We start from the raw sequence: 16,628 nt of genomic DNA on the forward strand, positions 1-16,628 counted from the left end.
GACGGTTCGGGTGCGTCGCTGCGCGGCCGCACCGGGAGACCGGGGCGTGGCGCGACGCGAGGGGAGGGGGAGCACCCGGGCTCCGGGCGGAGCGCGGGTGGTCGAGCCGGCAGCCCCTCGGCCGACGCTGCGCGCGCCGGCTCAGCGGGTGGGCGCGGTCACCGAGGGGTCAGGCGGGCTGAGGTGCGCGCGGCAGGACCCGGCCGGGCGCGTCGGGGCTGCTCTGCCGGCGGAAGGACCCGCGGCGGCACCGCTCGTCGGCGGCCGGGGCATCGGGGGAGACGTCGACCCGCACGGCCGCCCGGCCGGCCAGCGGCGCGCGGGACAGCAGACGCGCGGCGAGCGCGAGGGCCAGGGCGGTGCTGAGCGCGGTGACCGAACCGGTCGACCCGTGCACCGGGAGCACCAGCAGCAGCGTGCTGGCGAGCAGGGCCAGCAGCAGGCTCCACCTGGCCGACTCCGCCTCCGCCCGCACGAGCTGAGTCTGTGCCTCCGGCACCCAGGAGGCAAGGACGGCGCGTGGCGGGCAGCTCAGCCGTACGGGGTGAGCGTGCCGGCCCAGGAGCCGGACGCCGTCCGGGCGAACCCGGCGGCCTCGTCGGCGGCGATGTCGCGGGCGGCGTAGCCGCCGGTGCCGGCACCGACGCAGGCCAGCACGGTGACCAGCCCGGCGCGGCGCTGCACGAACGACTGCCGCACCTGCCAGCCGACGACGGCGCGGCCCTGCAGCACGGTGTGCTCCCGCACCAGCCACCCGGAGCGCACGGCGAACGAGCGTGGCCCGGCCGCGTGCCCGAGCGCCGCGTAGCGGGCCAGCCCGAGCGGGACGCCGAGCGCCGTGAGCACCACACCGGCGACCAGCAGCGGCCACCAGCCCGCGACGACGGTGAGCACCGCACCGGCGACGAGCACCAGCAGCCCGAGCGCGGTGGCCCGGACCACGGAGCGTCGGCGGGCGGCCGGCGGGTGCGCCACCAGCGGGCCGGGGTCGTCGACCAGCCGGCCGGTCAGCGACCAGGCCTCCGCGTGCGGCCCCAGGGGGAGCAGTTGCCCGCGGCGGGCCGCATCGCCCAGGCCGGTGACCAGCGCGCTCGCCCGGGCCGCCCCGACCAGCCGCATGCCCACCCCCTGGCTCACCGTGCAGCCGCGGATCCGGTCGATCTCCAGCTCGGTGTGCCGGCGGGTCACCAGGCCGCGGACGGCGATCAGCGAGCCGCCGCGGCGGACGAGCCGGAACCCCCAGTTGACCACCGCGCTGCCGATGATCGACCCGAGGACCAGCAGCAGGAGGGCGACGGCCACGGCGCCGGCGGCCACTGCTCCGTCGGGCAGGTCGGGCCGGCCCAGCTCGGGCACGAAGCGATCGGGGATCTCGTCGAGCAGCCGGAACAGCGCGCCGATCGCGGCCAGCGGGACCGCGAGGTAGCTGCCGACCAGCGGTGCGTAGAGCAGCCAGCGCCGGTCGAAGCGGGCGATCTCCTCCTCCGGCTCCTCGGGGGCCGGCTCGACGGCACCCTCGGTCCCGGCCGTCGCGGCGTCCCCGGCGAGCACCCGGGCCCGGCGCGCCAGCAGCCGGGCGCGCAGCCGGTCGCCCTCCGCCTGGGGCACGCCGTCGACGAGCAGCTCCTCCTCCTTGCCACCCGTCGAGCCCGCGGCGGCGTCGACCCGCACCCGGACCAGGCCGAACAGCCGGTGCAGGGCCGGGGCCTCCACCTCCACGCCGCGCACCCGGTCCAGCGGCACGGTGCGCACCGACCGGGACAGCAGGCCCCGGGTGACGACCATCGCCGTCTCGGTGTCGGCGTAGCTGAACCGCCACCAGGTGACCGCCGCCCACAGCAGCGAGAGCAGGGTGACCCCGACGACGAGCGCGACCACCGTCAGCACCCCGCCGTCCAGGCCGCGGGCCGCGCCGAAGGCCAGCGCGGCCGGCACCAGCGCCCGGGCCTGCCGGAAGGTGACGGTGTGCAGCAGCAGCACCCAGGCCGACGTCCGCCGTCCGGGGGCGGTCACGTCCGCCGGGTCGGTCACGTCGCCTCGTCCCGCACCAGCTCAGCCCGGCGGGCGAGGTCGTCGGCGACCCGCCGGGCGACGTCAGCGCCCAGGTGCGGGATCCGGACGGTGCCCTGCGAGGAGGCGGTGAGCACCGCGACGGTGGCCAGGCCGAACACCTGCTGGAGCACTCCGCGGGTCACGTCGACGGTCTGGATCCGGGCGATCGGCACCAGCGTCCAGGTGCGGGTGAGCCAGCCGGTCTGGGTGTAGACCGCCTCGTCGGTGACCTCCCACCGGTGCACCCGGTACCGCAGCCGCGGCTGCACGCCGATGTCCAGCACCACGGTGAGCAGCACGAGCGCCGGCCCGCCCCAGCGCACCAGGGTCGACCACCAGCCGGCGTCCCCCGGCACGAAGACGATGAGCGCGGCGACGACGGCCGCCTCGAACAGCGCGGTGACCACGCCCTGGGCGACCCAGAGGCTGATCGCCGAGCGGGACAGCGACCAGGCGGGTTCCCGGACGGGCGCCGGTGGGGGAGCGGACATCGGGCCCATCCTGGCAGTGCCCGGCCCCTGGCGATCGGCTCCACCGGTGGGAGCGGCATGCGGATGGGACGATGGGTGCCGTGATGATGCCGATGCAGGTCCCCACCGTCCCCGCTGCCGAGGTCCCCGACGACGCTGTCGTGCTCGACGTGCGCGAGGACGACGAGTGGGCGGCCGGGCACATCGACGGCGCCACCCACATCGCGATGGGCGACGTCCCGGCCCGGCTCGGCGACGTCCCCGAGGGTGACCCGCTCTACGTCACCTGCCGCAGCGGCGGCCGCTCGGCGCGGGTCACCGCCTGGCTGAACCAGAACGGCTACGACGCGGTCAACGTCGGTGGCGGGATGGGCGAGTGGGACGCGGCCGGCCGGCCCATGGTCAGCGAGACCGGCCGCCCGCCCTACGTCGTCTGAGGAAGGACCCCGTCCTCCTCGTCCCTCGCACGCTCGGGACGAGCCTCTGGACGGGGCCGGCGGCGGGGGCCTCCGGCAGGGCCGTCAGCTGCGGACGGGGTACTCGGCGAAGCGGGTGCGCAGGTCCTTCTTGGAGAACTTGCCGACGCTGGTCTTGGGCACCTCGTCGATGAACTCCACGGCGTCCGGGAGCCACCACTTGGCCACCAGTGGCGTGATGTGGTCGAGGATCTCCTGCTCGGTCGCCTGCTCGCCGGGCTTCAGGACGACGCAGGCCAGCGGCCGCTCGTCCCACTTCGGGTGCGGGATCGCCACGACCGCGGCCTCGGCGACCGCCGGGTGGCTCATGATCGCGTTCTCCAGGTCGACCGAGGAGATCCACTCACCACCGGACTTGATGAGGTCCTTGGTGCGGTCGGCGATCCGGATGTTGCCGGCCTCGTCCATCGCGGCGACGTCGCCGGTCCGCATCCAGCCGTCCTCGGTCGAGAGCTCCACCCCGGCGTCGGGGGAGTAGTAGTCCTTCGCGCACCAGGGCCCGCGCACCTGCAGCTCGCCGGTGGCCGTGTCGTCCCAGGGCAGCCGCTCGGTGGTGCCGGCCTCGACGATCCGGGCCTCGACCCCGAACAGCGGCACGCCCTGGCGGGCCCGCCGGTCGGCCTTCGTGGCCTCGTCGGCGTCGGCCCAGCGGGCCGCGAGCGTGCCGCCGGAGGCCACCGGGTGCGTCTCGGTCATGCCCCAGGCCTGGTACAGCGGCAGGCCGACCTGCTCGCGGTAGGCCTCCGACAGCGCCTTGGGCACCGCCGACCCGCCGCAGCCGATCTTGCGCAGCCGGTGCGGCCGCCCGGCCAGGTGCGGCAGCGCCCCCTGGAAGATCGTCGGCACGCCGGCGGTGAAGGTGACGCCCTCGTCGACGATCAGGTCGGCCAGTGCCTGCGGCTGCATCACCGCGCCGGGGAAGACCATCGCCGCGCCGGCGGCCGGGGCGGCGTGGGCGATGCCCCAGGCGTTGGCGTGGAACATCGGCACGATCGGCATCGCGACGTCCTCGACGCCGATGCCGAAGCCGTTGGGGGAGACCACCGCCATGGTGTGCAGCACCGTCGAGCGGTGGGAGTAGACGACGCCCTTCGGGTTGCCCGTGGTGCCGCTCGTGTAGCACATCGAGGCCGCGGCGTTCTCGTCCGTGGTGGCGAAGTCGACCGGCTGCGCGTCGGCCAGCAGCGTCTCGTAGTCGTGCACCCGCGGGTCGTCGGGGACCTCGGCGTCGCCGCCGTCGTCCATCACCACCACGTGCCGGACGGTCGTCATCGTGTCGATCAGCGGCCACAGCAGCGGCAGCACGGTGCGGTCGACGAAGACGACCTCGTCCTCGGCGTGGTTGGCGATGTAGGTCAGCTGCTCGGGGAACAGGCGCACGTTCAGCGTGTGCAGCACCCGGCCGGTGCAGGGGGCGGCGAAGTAGAGCTCGAGGTGGCGGGCGGAGTTCCAGGCGAAGGTGCCCACCCGGCCGTCGGCGCTGATGCCGAGGGTGTCCAGCACCCCACCCAGCCGCCGGGTGCGCATCGCCCACTCGGCGTAGGTGGTGCGGACCTTGCCGCCGGGGTTGTTCGTGACGATCGGGACGTCGCCGTGGTGCTGCTCGGCGTGCCGGAAGATCGAGTCGACGGTCAGGGGGACGTCCTGCATCAGCCCGCGCATGGCCGCATGGTGCCAGTGACCCGCCTCACGTTCCACCGGATCGGTCGTCGCACCGCGGGTGGGGTGTGCGGACCCGCTGCCCCGAGCGGGCCGCCCGGCGCGCTCCGTCGTCGATGACTCAGCGTGACGACAGGGAGGCGGTGCGCGCCCGCGCCACCCCCATCGAGGGGGGTCGGGGAAGCCGTGTGCCCTGGCAGAGGCCACGTGAACGCGTCGTTACGCGACCGTGACGGTCGACTTGGCCCCCAGGGGTTGACGCACCCCCGTTGTTAGCGCTCACACTGTCTCGGCCCGCACAGAGGCGGGCCTGCGCCAACGGGCGGCAGATGTCTCGAAGGAGAGATGTGGCAGTGAACAAGAAGCTCGGGCTGACCGCCCTCGGTGCCGCACTGGCCCTCGGCCTCACGGCCTGTGGTGGCGGCGGCGCCGGCAGCAACAACGACACCGCGGACGCCGACCCGGGCGACCTCACCATCGGTGTCTCGATGCCCACCGAGACCTCCGAGCGCTGGATCGCCGACGGCGACGCCGTCCAGTCGCAGCTCGAGGAGGCCGGCTACGAGGTCGACCTGCAGTTCGCGGGCGACGACATCCCGACCCAGGGCCAGCAGGTCGACCAGATGATCACCCAGGGTGCCGACGCCCTGATCATCGCCGCGATCGACGGCACCGCCCTGAGCAGCCAGCTGCAGGCCGCGGCCGACGCCGGCATCCCGGTCATCAGCTACGACCGGCTGATCCGCGACACCGAGAACGTCGACTTCTACGTCAGCTTCGACAACTACGAGGTCGGCGTCGCGCAGGGCACCGCCCTGCTGACCGGCCTGGGTGTCACCGACGCCGAGGGCAACGCGACCGGCACCGCCGGGCCGTTCAACATCGAGCTGTTCGCCGGCTCGCTGGACGACAACAACGCCGGGTTCTTCTTCGACGGCGCCTACGACACCCTCGAGCCCTACATCGAGGACGGCACGCTGGTCGTCAAGTCGGGCCAGACGAGCATCGAGCAGGCCGCCACGCTCCGCTGGTCGCAGGAGACCGCGCAGCGCCGCATGGAGGACCTGCTCACCTCCAGCTACAGCGACGGCTCGGTCGTCAACGGCGTCCTCTCGCCCTACGACGGCATCTCGCGCGGCATCATCACCGCCCTGCAGAACGCCGGCTACGGCACCGACGCCCGGCCCATGCCGGTCATCACCGGTCAGGACGCCGAGATCGCCTCGGTCAAGCTGATCGCCGACGGTGTCCAGAACTCCACGATCTTCAAGGACACCCGCACCCTGGCGACGCAGGCCGTCGAGGCGGCTCAGGCCTTCCTCGAGGGCGAGGAGCCGGAGGCCAACGACACCGAGACGTACGACAACGGTGTCAAGGTCGTCCCGTCCTACCTGCTGCCGATCGAGACGGTCTACGCCGCGGACATCCAGTCCAAGCTGATCGACTCGGGCTACTGGACGGCCGAAGAGGTCGCCGCTGGCCAGGCGGACTGACCTCCGTCACCACAGACCCGGCCGGGCTCGGCGCAACGCTGCCGAGCCCGGCCGGTACCACCTCCTGGACCTGCCACTGGACAGGGCCGGGACAGCCCGGGGAGCCGGGCAACCGGAAACGCGGGGCCGCGTGTCGCACGCCGGCCCCCACCCATCCCGCTGAGAGGGCGAGGACGACGTAGTCCCATGGACAACATCCTGGAGATGCGCTCCATCACCAAGACCTTCCCCGGCGTCAAGGCGCTCTCGGAGGTCTCCCTCGCCGTGGCGCGCGGCGAGGTCCACGCGATCTGCGGTGAGAACGGCGCCGGCAAGTCGACGCTGATGAAGGTGCTGTCCGGGGTGTACCCCGCGGGCACCTACGACGGCGAGATCGTCTTCGACGGCGAGGTCAGCCGCTTCTCCGGGATCCGGGACAGCGAGCACGCCGGCATCGTGATCATCCACCAGGAGCTCGCCCTGGTGCCCTACCTCTCGATCGCCGAGAACATCTTCCTGGGCAACGAGCGGCGCGGCCGCAACGGCCTCATCGACTGGAACAAGGCCAACGCCGAGGCCGCGGCCCTGCTCGACTCGGTCGGCCTCCGGGAGAACCCGGTCACCCCGGTGGGCCAGCTCGGCGTCGGCAAGCAGCAGCTGGTGGAGATCGCCAAGGCGCTGTCCAAGGACGTCAAGCTGCTCATCCTGGACGAGCCGACCGCAGCGCTGAACGACACCGACTCCGAGCACCTGCTGGGCCTGCTGCGCCGCCTCAAGGAGCGCGGCATCACCTCGATCATGATCTCGCACAAGCTCAACGAGATCACCGCGATCGCCGACAACGTCACGATCATCCGGGACGGGAAGACCGTCGAGACGCTGAGCCTGCACGCCGGCGAGGTCACCCAGGACCGGATCGTCCGCGGGATGGTCGGCCGTGACCTCGACTCCTACTACCCCGAGCGCGAGTCGCACCCCGGTGCGGAGGTGCTCCGCGTCGAGGACTGGTCGGTCAAGCACCCCACCCAGGACCGGCTGGTGGTCGACGGGGCCTCCTTCTCCGTCCGCGCCGGTGAGGTCATCGGCATCGCCGGCCTCATGGGCGCCGGGCGCACCGAGCTGGCCATGAGCATCTTCGGCCGGTCCTACGGCCGGGACGTCACCGGCCGCATCTACATGCACGGCCGCGAGGTCAAGGCCCGCAGCGTCACCGAGGCGATCGACAACGGCATCGCCTACGCGACCGAGGACCGCAAGAAGTACGGCCTGAACCTCATCGAGGACATCCGCCGCAACGTCTCCGCCGCGGGCCTGACCAAGCTGGCCCGCCGCGGCTGGGTGGACGGCAACGAGGAGACCAAGGTCGCCGAGGACAGCCGGCGCAGCATGAACATCAAGGCGCCCAGCGTCTCCTCGATCGTCGGCAAGCTCTCCGGCGGCAACCAGCAGAAGGTCGTGCTGTCCAAGTGGCTGTTCACCGACCCCGACGTGCTCATCCTCGACGAGCCGACCCGGGGCATCGACGTGGGCGCCAAGTACGAGATCTACACCATCATCAACCGGCTCGTCGCTGCCGGTAAGGCCGTCGTGGTGATCTCCTCCGAGCTGCCCGAGCTGCTCGGCATCTGTGACCGCATCTACACGCTGTCGGCCGGCCGGATCACCGGCGAGCTGCCGGTGCGCGAGGCCACGCAGGAGAACCTGATGGTGCTCATGACCAAGGACAAGGAGCTCGCAGCATGACCAGGACCGTGCCTCCGTCGTCGGAGCCGGAAGCGCAGTCGGCCACCGCCCAGAAGGACGTGGCCCCCGCCATCGCGGCCGGGAGCAGCGACATCCGCGCGTTGTTCTCCCGCAACCTGCGGACCAGTGGCATCTACATCGCCTTCGTCGCGATCGTCGCCCTGTTCGCGATCCTCACCGAGGGCACCTCGCTGAGCCCCGGCAACATCACGAACATCGTCCTGCAGTACTCCTACATCCTGGTGCTGGCCATCGGCATGGTCATCGTGATCATCGCCGGCCACATCGACCTGTCGGTCGGCTCGGTGGTGGCGCTGACCGGCGCCGTCTCCGCGGTGCTGGTCATCCGGCAGGGCGTGCCCTGGTGGGTCGGCGCGCTCGCGGCGATCGCCGTCGGCCTCGTGGTCGGAGCCTGGCACGGGTTCTGGGTCGCCTACGTCGGCATCCCCGCGTTCATCGTGACGCTCGCGGGCATGCTGCTGTTCCGCGGCCTGACCCTGCAGGTGCTCGACAACATCTCGCTCTCGCCGTTCCCCAGCGAGTACCAGAAGATCGCCAGCGGCTTCTCCAACGGCCTGATCGGCGGCAACGGCTACGACGCCTTCACGCTGCTCATCGGCGGCATCGCCGTCGCCGGGTACGCCTACAGCCAGTTCCGCACCCGCCAGGCCCGCACCGCCTACAAGCAGCCGGTCGAGTCGTTCCCGCTGTTCGTGCTCAAGATCGTCGCCGTCGGCGCCGTGGTGATGGCCTTCGCCTGGCAGCTGGCCAACGCCCGCGGCCTGCCCTACGTGCTGGTCATCCTGGCCGCGCTCATCCTGATCTACGGCGTCGTCACCAAGCGGTCGGTCTTCGGTCGCCAGGTCTACGCGATCGGCGGCAACCTGTCGGCCGCGACGCTCTCCGGCGTCAAGGTCAAGGCCGTCAACTTCTGGATCTTCGTCAACATGGGCTTCCTGTCCGCCGTCGCCGGGATCATCTACTCCTCCCGGTCCAACGGTGCGCAGCCGGCCGCGGGCAACATGTTCGAGCTGGACGCGATCGCCGCCGCGTTCATCGGTGGCGCTGCCGTCACCGGTGGTGTCGGCACCGTCGTCGGCGCCATGGTCGGTGGTCTGATCATGGCCGTCATGAGCAACGGCATGCAGCTCATGGGCGTCGACCAGTCGATCCAGTCGGTGGTCAAGGGCCTGGTGCTCCTGCTCGCCGTCGCCTTCGACGTCTACAACAAGCGGCGCGCCGGCTCCTCCCGCTGACGTAGTCCGCAGGTCCACCGGTCGGGGGGCGGCATCGGGGCCGCCCCCCAGTCGAGGACGGCATCGTGGCCGTCCTCCCGAAGGGGGGAACGGTGCTGCCGGACGGATCGACGCGTCCCCTCGGCCTGTCCGACGTGGCTGCCCGCGCCGGGGTCTCGCACCAGACGGTGTCCCGGGTGGTCAACGGTCACCCGAACGTGGCGCCGAGCACCCGCGAGCGCGTGCAGCGGGCCATCGCCGAGCTCGGCTACCGGCCCAACACGGCCGCCCGTGCACTGGTCACCGGCTCGACCCGGACGTTCGGCCTGGTCACCTCGCACATCAACCAGTACGGCCCGGCGCAGACGCTGCTCGGGCTGGAGAAGGCCGCCCGTGCCGCGGGCTACTCGCTCAGCGTCGCCATCCTGGACGACGACAGCGAGATCGCGATGCGCGAGGCCGTCGACCGGTTCGTCGGCCAGTCGGTCGACGCGGTGGTGGCGCTGTCCACCTACGGTCAGGCCGTCGATGCGCTGCGCCGGTTCGACGCGCCGGTGCCGCTGATCGCCGTCCAGGTCGGCCGGGACGACGCCCGGCCCACCGTCTGGGTGGACCAGGAGGTCGGCGCGGCCCTGGCCACGCGGCACCTGCTCGACCTGGGGCACCGGACGGTGCACCACGTGACCGGGCCGGGGGACTCCCTGGAGGCCCGGGGCCGGCGGGTCGGCTGGCGCCGCGAGCTGGAGGCTGCCGGGGCACCGGTGCCGAGGTGCTGTGCGGTGACTGGTGGCCCTCGTCGGGCCACGAGGCCGGACGGGAGCTCGCCGCCCGGGCGCGTGCGGCACGCGGCACGGCCGACGAGGTCACCGCCGTGTTCGTGGCCAACGACCAGATGGCGCTGGGAGTGCTGAACGCACTGCGCGCGGAGGGGCTGTCGGTGCCCGGTGACATCAGCGTCGTCGGCTTCGACGACGTCCCCGAGTGCGCCTACTACGTGCCCCCGCTCACCACGGTGCGCCAGGACTTCGCCGAGCTGGGGCGCCGTGGCGTCCAGCTGGTGCTCGCCCGGCTGCGCGGGGAGGAGCTGGAGGCCGATCCCGTGCTGCCCGAGCTGGTGGTCCGAGCGTCCAGCGGGCCGGTCCGGGCGACCAGGAGGCCGGTCAGGATCGCGCACCCGGCGGTTTGACGGACCAGTTGTTAACGCTAACAATCACGACTCGTGCCGCGTCTCGCGGTCGACCGGACCGCTGAGACGCGCCCATCGTGGATGGGTGGGAAGGAACCCCTGACATGACGACGGACGTCGCCGGAGCGATCACCTCACGGCTCACCGCCCTGGGCATCGAGCTCGGGTCGACCCGGATCAAGGCGGTGCTGATCGGGCCGGACCACGAGCCGCTGGCCGTCGGCAGCCACGACTGGGAGAACCAGCTGGTCGACGGGCTCTGGACCTACTCGCTGGACGAGGTCTGGGCCGGTGTGCAGCAGAGCGTGGCCGCCCTGGCCGAGGACGTGCGGCGGCGGCACGGGGTCGAGCTGTCCGGGGTCGGCGCGCTCGGGGTGTCGGCGATGATGCACGGCTACCTCGCCTTCGACGCCGAGGGCGCGCTGCTCGCGCCGTTCCGGACCTGGCGGAACACCAACACCGGCCGGGCGACCGAGCGGCTGTCCGCCGAGTTCGGGGTGAACATCCCGCACCGGTGGAGCGTGGCGCACCTGTACCAGGCCGTCCTGGACGGCGAGGAGCACGTCGGCCGGATCGACCACCTGACCACCCTGGCCGGCTACGTGCACTGGCAGCTCACCGGCGAGAAGGTCCTCGGCGTCGGTGACGCCAGCGGCATGTTCCCGATCGACGCCGCCACCGGCGGCTACGACGCCACCATGCTGGCCCGCTTCGACCAGCTCGCCGCCGAGGCCGGGGCCGAGCTCGGCCTGGCCGGGCTGCTGCCCGCCGTCGCCGTCGCCGGCCAGCCCGCCGGCGCGCTCACCGAGGCCGGCGCGCGGCTGCTGGACCCGGCCGGGCGGCTGGGTGCGGGCACCCCGCTCTGCCCGCCCGAGGGCGACGCGGGCACCGGGATGGTCGCCACCAACTCGGTGGCGCCGCGCACCGGCAACGTCTCCGCCGGCACCAGCATCTTCGCCATGGTCGTGCTCGAGGGCGACCTCGCCGGTGTGCACCGCGAGCTCGACCTGGTCACCACGCCGGCCGGTGACCCGGTGGCGATGGTGCACTGCAACAACGGGGCCAGCGAGCTGGACGCCTGGGCCGGGCTGTTCGGCCAGTTCGCCCGGGCGCTGGGGGTCGAGGTCGACTCCGCGCAGGTGTTCCGCACCCTGTTCACCGCTGCGCTGGACGGCGCCGGCGACGGGGGCGGGATGCTCGCCTACAACTACCTCTCCGGTGAGCCGATCACCGACTTCGAGGAGGGCCGCCCGCTCTTCCTGCGCTCCCCGGACAGCCCGCTGGACCTGGGCAGCTTCATGCGGACGCAGCTGTTCTCCTCGCTGGCCACGCTGCGGATCGGCATGGACGTGCTGCTGCAGGCCGAGGGCGTGCGGCTGGACCGGATGTTCGCCCACGGTGGCCTGTTCAAGACCGAGGGCGTGGCGCAGCGGTTCCTGGCCGCCGCGATCGACACCCCGGTCTCGGTCGGCGACGTGGCCGCGGAGGGCGGCGCCTGGGGCATCGCCGTCCTGGCCGCCTTCGCCACCCGCCGCGCGCCGGGGCAGGACCTCGCCGACTACCTGGACACCGCCGTCTTCGCCGGCACGAGCCTGCAGACCGCCGAGCCCGACCCGGACGACGTCGCGGGCTTCGACGCCTTCATGCGCCGGTACGTCGCCGCACTGCCGGTCGAGCGGGCCGCCGTGGCGCACGTGGCCGTCGGCGACCGGCCGACCGATCCGACCCCGTCCGCCGTCACCACCGAGGAGCAGCCGGCATGACCGCCACCCCCACCCGCACCGAGCAGGGCACGTACCGCGAGCAGCGCGAGCACGTCGCCCACCTGCACTCCTACCTGACCCGGTACGAGCTGGTCACCTGGACCTCGGGCAACGTGTCCGAGCGGGTGCCCGGCGAGGACCTGTTCGTGATCAAGGGCAGCGGCGTCGAGTACGACCAGCTGACCTGGGAGGGCATCACCGTCTGCGACCTGGACGGCAACGCCGTCGACGGTGTGCGGGCCCCCTCCAGCGACACCGCGGCGCACGCCTACGTCTACCGGAACATGCCCGAGGTCAACGGCCAGGTGCACACGCACAGCACCTACGCCGCGGCCTGGGCGGCCCGGCACGAGGAGATCCCCTGCGTGCTCACCGCGATGGCCGACGAGTTCGGCGGCCCGATCCCGGTCGGGCCGTTCGCGCTGATCGGTGACGACTCCATCGGCCAGGGCATCGTCGAGACCCTGCAGGGCCACCGCTCGCCGGCCGTGCTGATGAAGAACCACGGCGTCTTCACCATCGGGCCCTCGGCCAAGGCAGCGGTCAAGGCCGCCGTCATGACCGAGGACGTCGCCCGCACCGTCCACCTCTCCCGCCAGCTGGGAGAGCCCAAGCCGATCGCGCAGGCGGACATCGACTCGCTGTACGCGCGCTACCAGAACGTCTACGGACAGCGATGAAGGAGCACCACGTGGCATTCGAAGGCCAGGAGATCTGGTTCCTCACCGGCAGCCAGGGGCTGTACGGCGAGGAGACCCTCCAGCAGGTGGCGGAGCAGTCGCAGCGGGTCGCCGAGACCCTGGACGGCGCGGACGCCGTCCCGGTGCGGGTGGTCTGGAAGCCGGTGCTCACCGACGCCGGGGCGATCCGGACGATGATGGGCGAGGCGAACGAGAGCCCGAACTGCCTCGGCGTCATCACCTGGATGCACACCTTCTCCCCGGCGAAGATGTGGATCAGCGGGCTGGACGCGCTGCGCAAGCCGCTGCTGCACCTGCACACCCAGGCCGACGCCGCCCTGCCGTGGGCGACGATCGACATGGACTTCATGAACCTCAACCAGGCCGCCCACGGCGACCGGGAGTACGGGTTCATGCTCACCCGGCTGCGCACCCCGCGCACCACGGTCTCCGGCCACGCGGGCAGCCCGCGGGTGCAGGCCCGGGTCGGCTCCTGGGCCCGCGCCGCCGCCGGTGCCGCGGCCGCCCGCGGCCTCAAGCTGGCCCGGTTCGGCGACAACATGCGCAACGTCGCCGTGACCGAGGGCGACAAGGTCGAGGCGGAGATCCGCTTCGGCATGTCGGTGAACACCTGGGGCGTCAACGACCTGGTCGCGGTGGTCGAGCGGGTGTCCGAGTCCGCCGTCGACGCGGTGGTCGCCGAGTACGGCGACCTCTACGACATGGACGCCGACCTGCGCCCCGGCGGCGACCGGCACCACAGCGTCCGCTACCAGGCCCGGGTCGAGGTCGCCCTGCGGTCGTTCCTGACCGACGGCGGCTTCGGCGCCTTCACCACGAACTTCGAGGACCTCGGCGGGCTGCGCCAGCTGCCGGGCCTCGCCGTCCAGCGGCTGATGGCCGACGGGTACGGCTTCGGCGGTGAGGGCGACTGGAAGACCTCCGCGCTGCTGCGGGTGCTCAAGGTCGCCGCCCAGGGCCTGCCCGGTGGCACCTCCTTCATGGAGGACTACACCTACGACCTGGCCTCGGAGACCCCGAAGATCCTCGGCGCGCACATGCTCGAGGTGTGCCCGACGATCGCCGGGGAGCGCCCGCGCCTGGAGGTCCACCCCCTGGGCATCGGCGGCCGCGAGGACCCGGCCCGGCTGGTGTTCTCCGCCGCCCCGGCCGCCGGCATCACGATCGGCTGGTCGGACCTGGGCGACCGGTTCCGCTGGGTGGCCAACGAGATCGACGTCGTCGAGCCCTCCGAGCCGCTGCCGAACCTCCCGGTCGCCCGGGCGGTCTGGGAGCCCCGGCCGGACTTCGAGACGGCGACCGAGGGCTGGCTCACCGCCGGCGGGCCGCACCACACGGTGCTGTCGACCCAGCTGGGTGCCGACGAGCTGACCGACCTGGCCGAGGTCTTCCAGACCGAGCTGATGCTCATCGACGCCGACACCACCCGCCGCAGCCTCGCCAAGGAGCTGCGCTGGAGCGCCGCCTACCACCGCCTCAACCAGCGCCTCTGACGAAGGGCCCCCTCGCCCCCACCACTCGCAAGCTCGTGGCGGGGCCCTGCGAGGGGGCGGACGACGCCCCGGCCAGGAACTCCTGGCCGGGGCGTCGTCGTCTCCCCGCGCGGCCATGGTGGCCGACACGGCCGTCAGGGGGTGAGGACCACCGGCAGGTCGGCCAGGCCGCGGATGACGAACTCGGGACGGCGCACGGCGGGTGCGCCCAGCTCGAGGGACGTCGTGCGGCTGAGCAGGGCGCCGAACGAGGCCTGCAGCTCGACCCGGGCCAGCGGGGCGCCGATGCAGAAGTGCACACCGGCGCCGAAGGAGATGTGCGGGTTGTCGGTGCGGCCGACGTCCAGGACGTCGGGGTCGGTGAACACCGCCGGGTCGCGGTTGGCCGCGCCCAGCAGGGCGGCGATCTTCTGCCCCCGCTCCACGGTGACCCCGCCGATCTCGACGTCCTCGGTCGCGGTGCGCTCGAACAGCTGCAGCGGCGAGTCGAAGCGCATCAGCTCCTCGATCGCGGTGGGCAGCAGCGCCGGGTCCTCCCGCAGCCGCTGCAGCTGCGCGGGGTGCTCCAGCAGTGCGAGCAGGCCGTTGCCCGACACGTTCACCGTCGCCTCGTGGCCGGCGTTGAGCAGCAGGATGCAGGTGGTGACCAGCTCGTCCTCGGTCAGCCGGTCGCCCTCGGAGTCGCGCACGGTGACCAGGTGGGTCAGCAGGTCCTCGCCCGGGGCGCGACGACGTTCGGCGGCCAGCTCGCGCAGGTAGGCGACGAACTCGGCGGCGGCCCGCTCGGCGTCGTCCTCGACGGCCGTCGTCCGGCCGTACTCGTACATCTTCACGATCGCGTTGGACCACGGCCGTAGCAGCGGCCGGTCGGACCCGGGCACCCCGAGCAGCTCGGCGATGACCGCGACCGGCAGCTCCTCGGCCATGCCGGACAGCACGTCCACCGGCGTCCGGCCCGCGGAGCGCTCCACCAGCCCGTCGACGAGGGAGTCGGCCAGTTCCTGCACCCAGGGGCGCAGCCGTTCCACGTGCCCGCGGGCGAACGCGGCGCTGATCAGGCGGCGCAGCCGGGTGTGCACCGGCGGCTCCATCTCCAGGATGGCGTTGCGGTGGATCAGGTTGAAGCTCTCGAACCGCTCGGTTGGCGCCTTGTCCGACCAGAGCCGCCCCAGCCGGCGGTCGCGCAGCACCGCGTTGGACTCGGCGTGGGTGAACGCCAGCCAGAGCCCGAGGCCCTCGTGCCACTGCACCGGCGCCACCGCCCGGGCCGCGGCGAAGGCCGGGTAGGGGTCGGCGACGACCGCGGGGTCGGTGAGGTCCAGCGGGGCAGCGGCCAGGGTCACTGGAGTGAGTCTAGTGAACGGCGACGCCGGCCCGGCCCGTCCAACGGCCGCCCGGCGTGCGCGTGCGAGGGTCGCGCCGGGGAGCCACATAGGCTGGCGGGCATGGCTCCACGCAAGCGCTCCGCCGCCGCTGTCGCCCCCGCCGCCGGGGAGGTCAACCCCAAGGCCCCCTGCCCCTGCGGGTCCGGCCGCCGGTACAAGCACTGCCACGGCTCGGGCTACGCCCAGCCGGTGCTGCGGCCCTTCGAGGGCCTGCCCGCCGAGGTCGACTGGGTCGCGCTGCGCGAGCTGGTGCCGGCCGCGACCGCCACGCTGACCACCACCGACGGCCGCTCGGTCACCCTGGCCAGCGTGCTGCCCGGCGGCACCCCGGCGCTGGTGCGCGCAAACGGGGAGATCCTGCTCGGCGTCCAGCTGGCGACCTCCTCGGACGACGTGAGCCGCGACCTGGGGACGGCGCTGGCCGCGGCGCTGGAGGCCCCGGCGGGTGCCCCGGTCGACCCGGGCCCGATCGGTGGCGCCGGTTCGGCTGGGCCCCGGCTGCAGGAGCTGCTGGACCTCTCCGCGCCCTTCAAGGTCACGGTGCACGACGACTTCGAGTTCTGGCTGGAGGGCGCCCAGGTCGACCCGGCCGCCCGGGCCGGGCTGCAGCACGCCAACGAGATGGTCATGCCCACGGTGCGGCTGGCCGGCCTCGAGGCCGCGTACTGGTGCCGGCCCAGCGACGACCGGGCGCACGTCCGGTGGGTGCGGCCGGAGCCGGAGGAGCAGCTGCTCGACGCGCTGGCCCGGCTGCGGGCCGCCGAGCAGCTGACCCTGGGGGAGGGCACCCGCTATGCCGGGGCCTTCCGCGCCCTCGGCCTGCTGGTGCCGGTGTGGGACGTGCCGGCGGAGACGCCGGGTGCGGACTGGGCCGGCCCGTCGGCCGAGCTGCAGACCCGGCTCGAGGCCGCCCTCGCGGTGACCGACCCGCTCACCGCGGACGAGCGGCGCGCCCGGGCCGGGTTGCTGTCCCGCCAGGTCACCCTGCGCTGA

At 73.1% G+C, this 16,628-nt stretch carries 15 protein-coding genes; 10 read left to right on the forward strand and 5 right to left on the reverse strand.

What is annotated here, in order from left to right; all coding sequences use genetic code 11:
* Positions 1-169: 169 nt before the first annotated feature.
* From ACJTNH_RS11575 to ACJTNH_RS11585, 3 genes are read right to left on the reverse strand one after another with little or no spacing between them, the layout of a single operon-like run.
* Complete coding sequence (locus ACJTNH_RS11575) at positions 170-475, reverse strand: hypothetical protein (protein WP_458175745.1); 306 nt, start codon at positions 473-475, stop codon at positions 170-172.
* A 56-nt stretch (positions 476-531) separates the two neighbouring features.
* A complete protein-coding gene (locus tag ACJTNH_RS11580) occupies positions 532-2,031 on the reverse strand; it encodes a PH domain-containing protein (protein WP_458175747.1) in 1,500 nt (499 codons plus the stop codon).
* On the reverse strand, positions 2,028-2,543 hold the full coding sequence (locus tag ACJTNH_RS11585) for a PH domain-containing protein (RefSeq protein WP_458175749.1): 516 nt from the start codon (positions 2,541-2,543) through the stop codon (positions 2,028-2,030). The genes ACJTNH_RS11580 and ACJTNH_RS11585 overlap by 4 nt, the downstream gene beginning before the upstream one ends.
* Before the next feature lie 71 nt (positions 2,544-2,614).
* Between ACJTNH_RS11585 and ACJTNH_RS11590 the strand changes: the two genes are divergently transcribed.
* Entirely contained in the window at positions 2,615-2,959 is a 345-nt protein-coding gene (locus ACJTNH_RS11590) for a rhodanese-like domain-containing protein (RefSeq protein ID WP_458175751.1), read from the forward strand.
* An 84-nt stretch (positions 2,960-3,043) separates the two neighbouring features.
* Here ACJTNH_RS11590 and ACJTNH_RS11595 read toward each other — a convergent pair whose 3' ends face one another.
* Positions 3,044-4,660, reverse strand: a complete 1,617-nt coding sequence (locus ACJTNH_RS11595) for a long-chain fatty acid--CoA ligase (protein ID WP_458175753.1) — start codon at positions 4,658-4,660, stop codon at positions 3,044-3,046.
* Positions 4,661-5,010: 350 nt separating this feature from the next.
* On the opposite strand from ACJTNH_RS11595, the gene chvE reads away from it, so the two are divergent.
* From chvE to araA, 8 genes are all read left to right on the forward strand, one after another.
* Positions 5,011-6,150 carry a multiple monosaccharide ABC transporter substrate-binding protein gene (gene chvE / locus ACJTNH_RS11600; protein WP_458175755.1) on the forward strand — a complete coding sequence of 380 codons (1,140 nt, stop codon included), beginning with the start codon at positions 5,011-5,013 and terminating at the stop codon, positions 6,148-6,150.
* Positions 6,151-6,336: 186 nt separating this feature from the next.
* The gene (gene mmsA, locus ACJTNH_RS11605; RefSeq protein WP_458175757.1) at positions 6,337-7,872 is read left to right on the forward strand and encodes a multiple monosaccharide ABC transporter ATP-binding protein; all 1,536 of its coding nucleotides are present in this window, start codon (positions 6,337-6,339) and stop codon (positions 7,870-7,872) included.
* Positions 7,869-9,128 (forward strand): multiple monosaccharide ABC transporter permease, encoded by a 1,260-nt coding sequence (mmsB, locus tag ACJTNH_RS11610; protein ID WP_458175759.1) that lies wholly within the window; start codon positions 7,869-7,871, stop codon positions 9,126-9,128. Before mmsA ends, mmsB begins: the two co-directional genes overlap by 4 nt.
* Positions 9,129-9,193: 65 nt before the next feature.
* Positions 9,194-10,018 (forward strand): LacI family DNA-binding transcriptional regulator, encoded by an 825-nt coding sequence (locus ACJTNH_RS11615; RefSeq protein WP_458175761.1) that lies wholly within the window; start codon positions 9,194-9,196, stop codon positions 10,016-10,018.
* Complete coding sequence (locus ACJTNH_RS11620; RefSeq protein ID WP_458175763.1) at positions 9,979-10,293, forward strand: substrate-binding domain-containing protein; 315 nt, start codon at positions 9,979-9,981, stop codon at positions 10,291-10,293. The genes ACJTNH_RS11615 and ACJTNH_RS11620 overlap by 40 nt, the downstream gene beginning before the upstream one ends.
* A gap of 104 nt (positions 10,294-10,397) precedes the next feature.
* Positions 10,398-12,056, forward strand: coding sequence for a xylulokinase (locus tag ACJTNH_RS11625; protein WP_458175765.1), 1,659 nt, complete (start codon positions 10,398-10,400; stop codon positions 12,054-12,056).
* Positions 12,053-12,736 (forward strand): L-ribulose-5-phosphate 4-epimerase, encoded by a 684-nt coding sequence (locus ACJTNH_RS11630; RefSeq protein ID WP_458175767.1) that lies wholly within the window; start codon positions 12,053-12,055, stop codon positions 12,734-12,736. Before ACJTNH_RS11625 ends, ACJTNH_RS11630 begins: the two co-directional genes overlap by 4 nt.
* Positions 12,737-12,747: 11 nt before the next feature.
* Complete coding sequence (araA, locus tag ACJTNH_RS11635; RefSeq protein WP_458175769.1) at positions 12,748-14,250, forward strand: L-arabinose isomerase; 1,503 nt, start codon at positions 12,748-12,750, stop codon at positions 14,248-14,250.
* Positions 14,251-14,384: 134 nt separating this feature from the next.
* Here araA and ACJTNH_RS11640 read toward each other — a convergent pair whose 3' ends face one another.
* Positions 14,385-15,593, reverse strand: coding sequence for a cytochrome P450 (locus ACJTNH_RS11640; protein ID WP_458175771.1), 1,209 nt, complete (start codon positions 15,591-15,593; stop codon positions 14,385-14,387).
* Between the two features lie 102 nt (positions 15,594-15,695).
* Between ACJTNH_RS11640 and ACJTNH_RS11645 the strand changes: the two genes are divergently transcribed.
* A complete protein-coding gene (locus tag ACJTNH_RS11645; RefSeq protein WP_458175773.1) occupies positions 15,696-16,628 on the forward strand; it encodes a DUF5926 family protein in 933 nt (310 codons plus the stop codon).

The organism is Modestobacter lacusdianchii (genome assembly GCF_054177765.1).

What these genes read in the sequence shown, in the direction of transcription:
- ACJTNH_RS11585 (WP_458175749.1), bottom strand. Translation starts at nt 2,543, where the DNA reads ATGTCCGCTCCCCCACCGGCGCCCGTCCGGGAACCCGCCTGGTCGCTG.
- ACJTNH_RS11590 (WP_458175751.1), top strand. Translation starts at nt 2,615, where the DNA reads ATGGGTGCCGTGATGATGCCGATGCAGGTCCCCACCGTCCCCGCTGCC.
- ACJTNH_RS11595 (WP_458175753.1), bottom strand. Translation starts at nt 4,660, where the DNA reads ATGCGCGGGCTGATGCAGGACGTCCCCCTGACCGTCGACTCGATCTTC.
- mmsA (WP_458175757.1), top strand. Translation starts at nt 6,337, where the DNA reads ATGGACAACATCCTGGAGATGCGCTCCATCACCAAGACCTTCCCCGGC.
- mmsB (WP_458175759.1), top strand. Translation starts at nt 7,869, where the DNA reads ATGACCAGGACCGTGCCTCCGTCGTCGGAGCCGGAAGCGCAGTCGGCC.
- ACJTNH_RS11625 (WP_458175765.1), top strand. Translation starts at nt 10,398, where the DNA reads ATGACGACGGACGTCGCCGGAGCGATCACCTCACGGCTCACCGCCCTG.
- ACJTNH_RS11630 (WP_458175767.1), top strand. Translation starts at nt 12,053, where the DNA reads ATGACCGCCACCCCCACCCGCACCGAGCAGGGCACGTACCGCGAGCAG.
- ACJTNH_RS11645 (WP_458175773.1), top strand. Translation starts at nt 15,696, where the DNA reads ATGGCTCCACGCAAGCGCTCCGCCGCCGCTGTCGCCCCCGCCGCCGGG.